Consider the following 7,568-nt stretch of genomic DNA (forward strand, 5'->3'; position numbering starts at 1 on the left):
GCACCGGCCCGCGGGCCGCGCTCGAGGCCGGTCCCGGAGCCGGTCCCGCGGCCGGACGGCGACGCCGGGCCCGATAAGGACGGCACCCAGCAGTGATGGTCGAGGGCGACACCGTCGAGCTCGTGGTGGGAGCGCCGGCGCACGGCGGGCACTGCGTGGCGCGCATCGGGGGCGAGCACGGCCGGGTGGTGTTCGTCCGGCACGCGCTGCCGGGGGAGCGGGTCACCGCGCGGATCACCGAGATGCACAAGGGCTATTGGCGCGCCGACGCGATCGAGATCCATGAGGCCTCGGCCGACCGGGTGACGCCGCCGTGCGCGTACGCGAAGCCCGGTCTTTGCGGGGGTTGCGACCTGCAGCATGTCAGCGACCACGCGCAGCTGGAATGGAAGACCGCCATCGTCCGCGAGCAGTTGTCGCGGCTCGGCGGTGTCGAGTCGGACGTGCGGGTCGAGCGCCTGGCCGGCGGGCTGCTGGGGTGGCGGTCGCGGGTGCGCTACGCGGTGGACGCCGCCGACCGGCCGGGCCTGCTGCGGCACCGCTCGCACGAGGTGGTGGCGATCGACCGCTGCCTGATCGCGCACCCGCACATCCAGGAGCTTGACGTGCTGAGCCATCGGTGGCCGGAGGCGGGCGGCGTCGCGACCGTCGCGTCCACCGGCGGCGACGTCAGCGTGCTGGCCCTGCCCACGGCCGGCAGCCAGTCACCGACCGACGACCCGGGCCCCACGGGCGTGCTGCTCGACGGCCCGGCCGAGGTCCGCGAGTTCGCCGCCGGCCGCGAGTGGACCGTGCCCGCCGAGGGGTTCTGGCAGGTGCATCCGGCCGCGGCGGACACCCTGGTGGGCGCGGTGCTCGACATGCTGGGCCCGAAGCCGGGGGAGACCGCCTGGGACCTGTACGGCGGGGCGGGGCTCTTCGCGGCCGCGGTGGCCGGGCGGACCGGGGCGCGGGTGACCGTGGTCGAGTCGGCACCGGACGGGGTGGCGGCGGCCCGGCGCAATCTCGCGGATCTACCGACCGTGGAAGTGGTCGCCGCCCGGGTGGAGACCGCGCTGCGCAAGCGGCGGATCACCGGCCCGGTCGACCTGGTGGTGCTGGATCCGCCGAGGGCCGGGGCGGGCGCCGACGTGGTCAAGGCGATCGCGGCCGCCGGGCCACGGGCGGTCGCCTACGTGGCGTGCGACCCGGCGGCGCTGGGCCGGGACATCGGGACGTTCCGGCGGCTCGGCTGGACGATGACCGAGATACGCGCGTACGACTGCTTCCCGATGACCCGGCACGTCGAGAGCGTGGCCCTGCTGACGCGCTAGCTGACCGTCGCGGGCCGGTCGGTGGGGCCGGGACCCGGCTTCGGGCTCTCGCTGTCACCGCCGTCGCCGCCGCCGTCGCCCTGACCGGCGTGCGGGTCGTCGGAGAACGTGACCTCGTCGAACGGATCCTCGCCGGAGAAGACGCGGTCGGCCTGTGCCGGGTCGTACTCGTTCGTCCACTTGCCGACCAGCACCGTGGCGATGGCGTTGCCGGCGAAGTTGGTCAGCGCCCGCGCCTCGGACATCAGCCGGTCGATGCCGACGATCAGGCCGACGCCCGGCACCAGGTCGGGCCGGTGGCTCTGCAGGCCGCCGGCCAGCGTGGCCAGGCCGGCGCCGGTGACCCCGGCGGCGCCCTTGGACGCCACGATCATGAAGAGCAGCAGGGAGATCTGCTCACCGATGCTCAGTGGGTTGTCCATCGCGTCGGCGATGAACAGCGACGCCATGGTCAGGTAGATGGCGGTGCCGTCGAGGTTGAACGAGTAGCCGGTCGGCACCACGATGCCCACCACCGGGCGGCTCACGCCGAGATGGCCCATCTTGGCGATCAGCCGGGGCAGCGCGGACTCCGACGACGAGGTGGACAGGATCAGCAGGAACTCGCGGGCCAGATATCTGAACAGTTTGAACACCGACATGCCGGCGGCCAGCCGCAGCAGCGTGCCGAGCACCACGAAGACGAAGAGCAGACAGGTGACGTAGAAGCCGACCATGATCGCGGCCAGGCTCTTGAGCGCGTCGAAGCCGGTCGCGCCGACCACCGCCGCCATCGCGCCGAACGCGCCGATCGGGGCGAGCCACATGATCATCGCGAGGATCTTGAAGATCAGCCGCTGGATCACGCCGATCGCGTGGACCACCGGCTCGCCGCGGGCGCCGAGCGCCTGCACCGCGAAGCCGACGAGCAGCGCCACCAGCAGCGCCTGTAGCACCTCGCCGGAGGTCAGCGAGCTGAGCAGGGTGTCCGGAATGATGCCGAGGACGAAGTCGGTGGTGCTTTTCGCCTCCTCGCTCACCTGGGCCTGACCGGTCTCGGCCAGTTCCGTGCTGAGGTTGAGGCCGGCACCGGGCTTGAGGATGTTGCCGACCACCAGCCCGATCGCCAGGGCCACGGTGGACATCAGCAGGAAGTAGCCCAGTGCCAGGCCGCCCACCTTGCCGACCTGGGCGGCCCGCCGGATGGAACCGACACCGAGGACGATCGTGCAGAAGATGATCGGCGAGATCATCATCTTGATCAGATTCACGAAGCCGGTGCCGAGCGGCCGCAGCTCCTTGCCGAACTCGGGGAAGAGGAAGCCGACCGCGATGCCGAGGGCCATCGCGACGAGCACTGCGATGTACAGGAAGTGGCTGCGGTCGCGCCGTTGCGATGGTGCGGCGGTGGTATCGACGGTCATGCAGTGTTTCTAACGTACTTTGCGACCTTGGTCACCGTGTAGATGGTGTGTAGGTGCGCCCGTACGCCCGTTCATGATCGCTGCCATCCGCGCGAACGTAGATACACTCGGCTGTCATGAGCGAAGCCCTCCCCACTCCGTACGGCCTGCTCGGCTCGATCACCGCACCCGCCGACCTCAAGCGGCTGACGCCCGAGCAGTTGACGCTGCTCGCGGCGGAGATTCGTGACTTCCTGGTGGCCAAGGTGTCGCGCACCGGGGGTCACCTCGGCCCGAACCTCGGCGTGGTGGAGATGACGCTGGCCCTGCACCGGGTCTTCGACTCCCCGCTCGACCGGATCCTCTTCGACACCGGCCACCAGGCGTACGTGCACAAGATGGTCACCGGGCGGCAGGGCGGCTTCGACCTGCTCCGCCGGCGCGGGGGCCTCTCCGGCTATCCGAGCCGGGCGGAGAGCGAGCACGACCTCATCGAGAATTCCCACGCCTCCACCGCGCTGTCGTACGCGGACGGCGTCGCCAAGGCCTTCGCGCTGCGCGGCGAGGACAGGCACACGGTGGCCGTGGTCGGCGACGGCGCGCTCACCGGGGGCATGTGCTGGGAGGCGCTCAACAACATCGCGGCGAGCAACAACCGGGTCGTCATCGTCGTCAACGACAACGGCCGGTCCTACGCGCCGACCATCGGCGGCCTGGCCGACCACCTCTCCACGCTGCGGCTCAACCCCGGTTACGAGAAGGTGCTGGACCTGGTCAAGGAGGCGCTGGGCTCGACGCCGATGGTCGGCAGGCCGATGTACGAGGTGCTGCACGCGGTCAAGCGCGGCATCAAGGACGCGGTGAGCCCGCAGCCGATGTTCGAGGACCTGGGGCTCAAGTACGTCGGGCCGGTCGACGGGCACGACCAGCAGGCGATGGAGTCGGCGCTGCGCAAGGCCAAGGGCTTCAACGCACCGGTGATCGTGCACGCGGTGACCCGCAAGGGCTACGGCTACCGCCCGGCCGAGGACGACGAGGCCGACTGCCTGCACGGCCCGAGCAGCGCGTTCGACATCGAGACCGGCAAGCTGCTGGCGGCCCCGGCGGTGAAGTGGACACACGTCTTCGCCGAGGAGCTCGTCGCGGTCGCCGACGAGCGGCCCGACATCGTCGGGATCACCGCCGCCATGGCCGAGCCGACCGGCATCGCCACGCTGGCGAAGAAGTACCCCGAGCGGGTCTTCGACGTGGGCATCGCCGAGCAGCACGCCACCACCTCGGCGGCGGGCCTCGCGATGGGCGGCCTGCACCCGGTGGTCGCGGTCTATGCCACCTTCCTCAACCGGGCCTTCGACCAGGTTCTGCTGGACGTCGCGATGCACGGGCTGCCGGTGACCTTCGTGCTGGACCGGGCCGGGATCACCGGGCCGGACGGGCCGAGTCACTACGGCATCTGGGACATGAGTGTCTTCGGGGTGGTGCCCGGCCTGCGGATCGCCGCGCCGCGCGACGCCGCCACGCTGCGCGAGGAGCTGCGGGAGGCGGTCGCGGTGGAGGACGGGCCGACCGTCCTGCGCTTCCCGACCGGCTCGGTGGCGGCCGACCTGCCGGCGTTGCGCCGGGTCGGCCCGGTCGACGTGCTGCGCGAGGACGTGCGCAAGGACGTGCTGCTGGTCGCGGTGGGCGCGTTCGGCGCGCTGTGCATGGACGCGGCCGAGCGGATCGCCGAGCAGGGGTACGGGGTCACGGTCGCCGACCCGCGCTGGGTCCGTCCCGCCCCGATCGAGCTGGCCGCGCTGGCCCGGGAGCACCGGCTGGTGGTGACCGTCGAGGACGGCATACGCGCCGGTGGGGTCGGTGACGCGGTGGCGAGCATGCTGCGCGACGCGGGTGTCAGCACGCAGCTGCGCGATTTCGGGGTGCCGGCCGGCTTCCATCCGCACGGCACCCGCGCCGAGATCCTGGCAAGCCTGGGCCTGACGCCGCAGGACGTGGCCCGCGAGGTGACCGAGACAATCTCGCATCTCGAGGGAGAGCACGCGTCCCTCTGACTCCTCGCCGCGAGCGGTTTCGTTATTGAGCCGTTACCTTGGGTGTATGGCGGCAGAGTCCTTCGGTGGCAACACCATCATCATCGACCTGGGCCTGGAGCGTGGCGAGCCGGAGACGTACGAGTCGCCGACCCGGCCGACCACGCCCGGATGGTTCGTCGCGACCGCGCTGGCACTCGTCGTCCTGGTCTTCTCCGGCGCGTCCGCCGCACCCCCGCCGCCGGCGCTGTCGACGATGCTCAGCCTGCGGGTCGGCCCGGCCGACTCGTACGCACTGACCGACCGGCAGGAGCTGCTCGCACAGACCGAGGGCATGATCGCCGCCTATGACCTGCACACCGGCGAGCTGCGCTGGGAGGCCGAGTCGGACCGGCCCACGTACCGCATACGGACGGCCGCCGGGCTGGTCCTGATGCGGCCGTGGACGTACGGGCCGGGCCAACCGCGGACGACCGCGCTGTCGCTCGGCGACGGCACCACGTACTGGAAGCACGAAGGCACCGTGATGACCCTGCCCGGATCGTCGACGCTGCTGGCGGTGTCGGCGGTCCGCAGCGGCGGCACCAACCGGCGGGTGCAGGGCCCGATCGAGGCGCTCGACCCGCTCACCGGCGTGGCGCAGTGGCGGGCCGACGTGCCGCGGACGGCGGTGCTGCTGGGCGTGCCGGGGCCGGGCGACAGCGGGTCGCGGATGATGCTGGTGCACGACAACCGGACCATGACCGTGCACGACCTGAGCACCGGCGAGCAGCTGGGCGTCGCCGAGCTGCCGCCGGCCAACTACGGCCCGGAGAACCCGGTGCTGTCCGGCGGGCTGGTGCTGCTGCGGCACCTCGGGCGCTACGGCGTGGTGATCTCCGCGTACGACCCGGTCACCCTGCAGCGGGTGTGGCAGCGCTCGGCCGGGCGGGCGTACGAGGTGCACGACTGCGCGCCGGTGGCCTGTCTGATCGCGCCGGACGGGATCCACGCCGTCGACCCCGCGACCGGCGTGGAGAGGTGGTTCCAGCCCAGGTGGCGCAGCGTGGAGACGCGCGGCACGATGACGATCGCGTACGGCTCGGTGTCCGGCGCGCCCGATCCCATCGGTGTCGTCGACCCCGCCACCGGCAAGGTGCTGGTGCCGCTGTCGGGGTGGCGGCTGGTCGGCGGGACGGGCGGCGACCATCTCCTGGTGACCCGCGAGGTCGAGGCCGGCGCACGTACCATGGTCGCCGTCGCGGCGCCGGGCACCCCCGGGCCGCGTCCGCTGGCCGACCTGCCGCCGGGCACCGGCGACTGTCAGTCCGCGCCGGGGCGGCTGGTGTGCCGGTCGACCACGGGTGAGCTGGTCGTCTGGTCGTACGCGAAGAAGGAGTGACCCGTGGCGGTGATCGAGCTCGATCTCGACGCGCCGCCCGAACCTCCAGCCGAACTACCCGCGCACCGCTACCGCTGGGCCGCCCTCGCCGCGGTGGCCGCGCTCCTGCTCACCCTCGGTGGCGCCGCGCCCGCGGTCTCCGTGCTGTGGCGCCCGCTCGGCACGATCCCCTTGGACGGACAGGGCTGGTGGACCGTCGCCGGCGACCGCGTGTACACCCTGAACGACGCCGAGGTTCAGGCCTGGCGGGTGTCGGCGACCTCGCTGGCGCGGGACTGGGCCGTCACCCTGCCGGGCGCCCAGGCCACCGCTGACGCCCGGATCTACATCGGCGGCCGGCTGATCGTGACCGGCGACGCCCTGGTGGCACAGACGTCGGACTTCACGGCATCGGTGCTCGACCCGGAGTCGGGCCGGCTCCGCTGGCGGTCGCCGAGCCCGGTCGAACAGGTGATGCACGGTGTCGGACTGTCCCGTAGGACGACGTTCCGCCCCGGCACCGAGTATGACCAGGACAGCGGCGACCCCGGTGAGCTGTACGTGTCGGACGACGGGATACCGCACATCGAGCCGCCGATGCGTACCGATCTGCGCGGCACCGATCTCAACACCGGTCGCGAGCTGTGGAACCTTCGCGCGGCCGGCTCGGTCTTCACCACGTCCGCCGGCGGCGTCGTGCTGATGATCGCGTCCGACCGGATAGCGCTGATCGACCCGCGCACCGGGGCGATCCGCCAGGAACGGCCGGTCAAGGGCCTGACCTGGGGGCGGACGATCGGCGACCTGGTGCTGGTCCGGCAGGGCGACCGGATGCTGGCCTATGACGCGCACACCCTCGAGCCGCGGTGGCAGGCGCCGGGCGGGCTGCCCGACGACGACGCCGACGTCGGCTACTGCGAGAACCTGGTGTGCCGGCCCACCGACGACGGTATGGAGGTCCTCGACGAGGCCACCGGCGCCGTCCGGTGGCGAGCCGCGCCCAAAGCGAGCCTGCGGGGCAGCGGCGACGACGTGCTCGAGTCCGACACTCTGACGCAGACGCCGTGGCGGCTGCTGGACCGGCGCACCGGCGAGCTGCGCACGTCGCTGGCCCATTGGCAGACGGTGGTGCAGGGCGACGGGATGATCCTGAGCCGCTGGGAGGCGGGGGCCGGGTCGCGGGTGTTCGCGGTGGCCCGCAACGGGGCGGTGCAGCCGCTGGGCCGGGCCGACCCCGGGTCCCAGGACTGCCGCGGAAACGAGCCGATCGTGTCCTGCCGCAACGGCAACGGCATCGACTTCTTCGCCTACCGCTGACACGGCGGCGCCCTGTGGACGGCGCCCGGAAAACGTCATACCCGGCCCCTAGTCTGCGACCCACCCAGTGCCGGGGTGGGGGAGGCGGCGGGGCCGCGGCCGGGGCGGCGCCGGGCGCTGATCGCGCGGCTAATGCTTTCGCGTTCCGGCGAGCGCAGAATCAGGC

5 protein-coding genes are annotated in these 7,568 nt (G+C 72.3%); 4 read left to right on the forward strand and 1 reads right to left on the reverse strand.

Going from position 1 to position 7,568, the window contains the following annotated elements; all coding sequences use genetic code 11:
* The first annotated feature begins 95 nt into the window (after positions 1-95).
* Entirely contained in the window at positions 96-1,313 is a 1,218-nt protein-coding gene (locus tag AB0M20_RS18055; RefSeq protein ID WP_364299450.1) for a class I SAM-dependent RNA methyltransferase, read from the forward strand.
* On the opposite strand, the gene AB0M20_RS18060 is transcribed toward AB0M20_RS18055, so the two are convergent.
* Positions 1,310-2,716: a cation:dicarboxylase symporter family transporter gene (locus tag AB0M20_RS18060; RefSeq protein WP_364299452.1), complete on the reverse strand. Its 1,407-nt coding sequence runs from the start codon at positions 2,714-2,716 to the stop codon at positions 1,310-1,312. The two genes, AB0M20_RS18055 and AB0M20_RS18060, sit on opposite strands and share 4 nt — an antisense overlap.
* A gap of 116 nt (positions 2,717-2,832) precedes the next feature.
* On the opposite strand from AB0M20_RS18060, the gene dxs reads away from it, so the two are divergent.
* Genes dxs through AB0M20_RS18075 form a run of 3 tightly spaced genes read left to right on the forward strand, consistent with a single transcriptional unit; the run spans position 2,833 to position 7,402 of the window.
* Positions 2,833-4,746 carry a 1-deoxy-D-xylulose-5-phosphate synthase gene (dxs, locus tag AB0M20_RS18065; RefSeq protein ID WP_364299454.1) on the forward strand — a complete coding sequence of 638 codons (1,914 nt, stop codon included), beginning with the start codon at positions 2,833-2,835 and terminating at the stop codon, positions 4,744-4,746.
* A 46-nt stretch (positions 4,747-4,792) separates the two neighbouring features.
* Complete coding sequence (locus AB0M20_RS18070) at positions 4,793-6,106, forward strand: PQQ-binding-like beta-propeller repeat protein (protein ID WP_364299456.1); 1,314 nt, start codon at positions 4,793-4,795, stop codon at positions 6,104-6,106.
* Positions 6,107-6,109: 3 nt separating this feature from the next.
* The gene (locus tag AB0M20_RS18075) at positions 6,110-7,402 is read left to right on the forward strand and encodes a PQQ-binding-like beta-propeller repeat protein (protein ID WP_364299458.1); all 1,293 of its coding nucleotides are present in this window, start codon (positions 6,110-6,112) and stop codon (positions 7,400-7,402) included.
* The last annotated feature ends 166 nt before the right edge of the window (positions 7,403-7,568 follow it).

The organism is Actinoplanes sp. NPDC051633 (assembly GCF_040681735.1).
Lineage (GTDB): Bacteria > Actinomycetota > Actinomycetes > Mycobacteriales > Micromonosporaceae > Actinoplanes.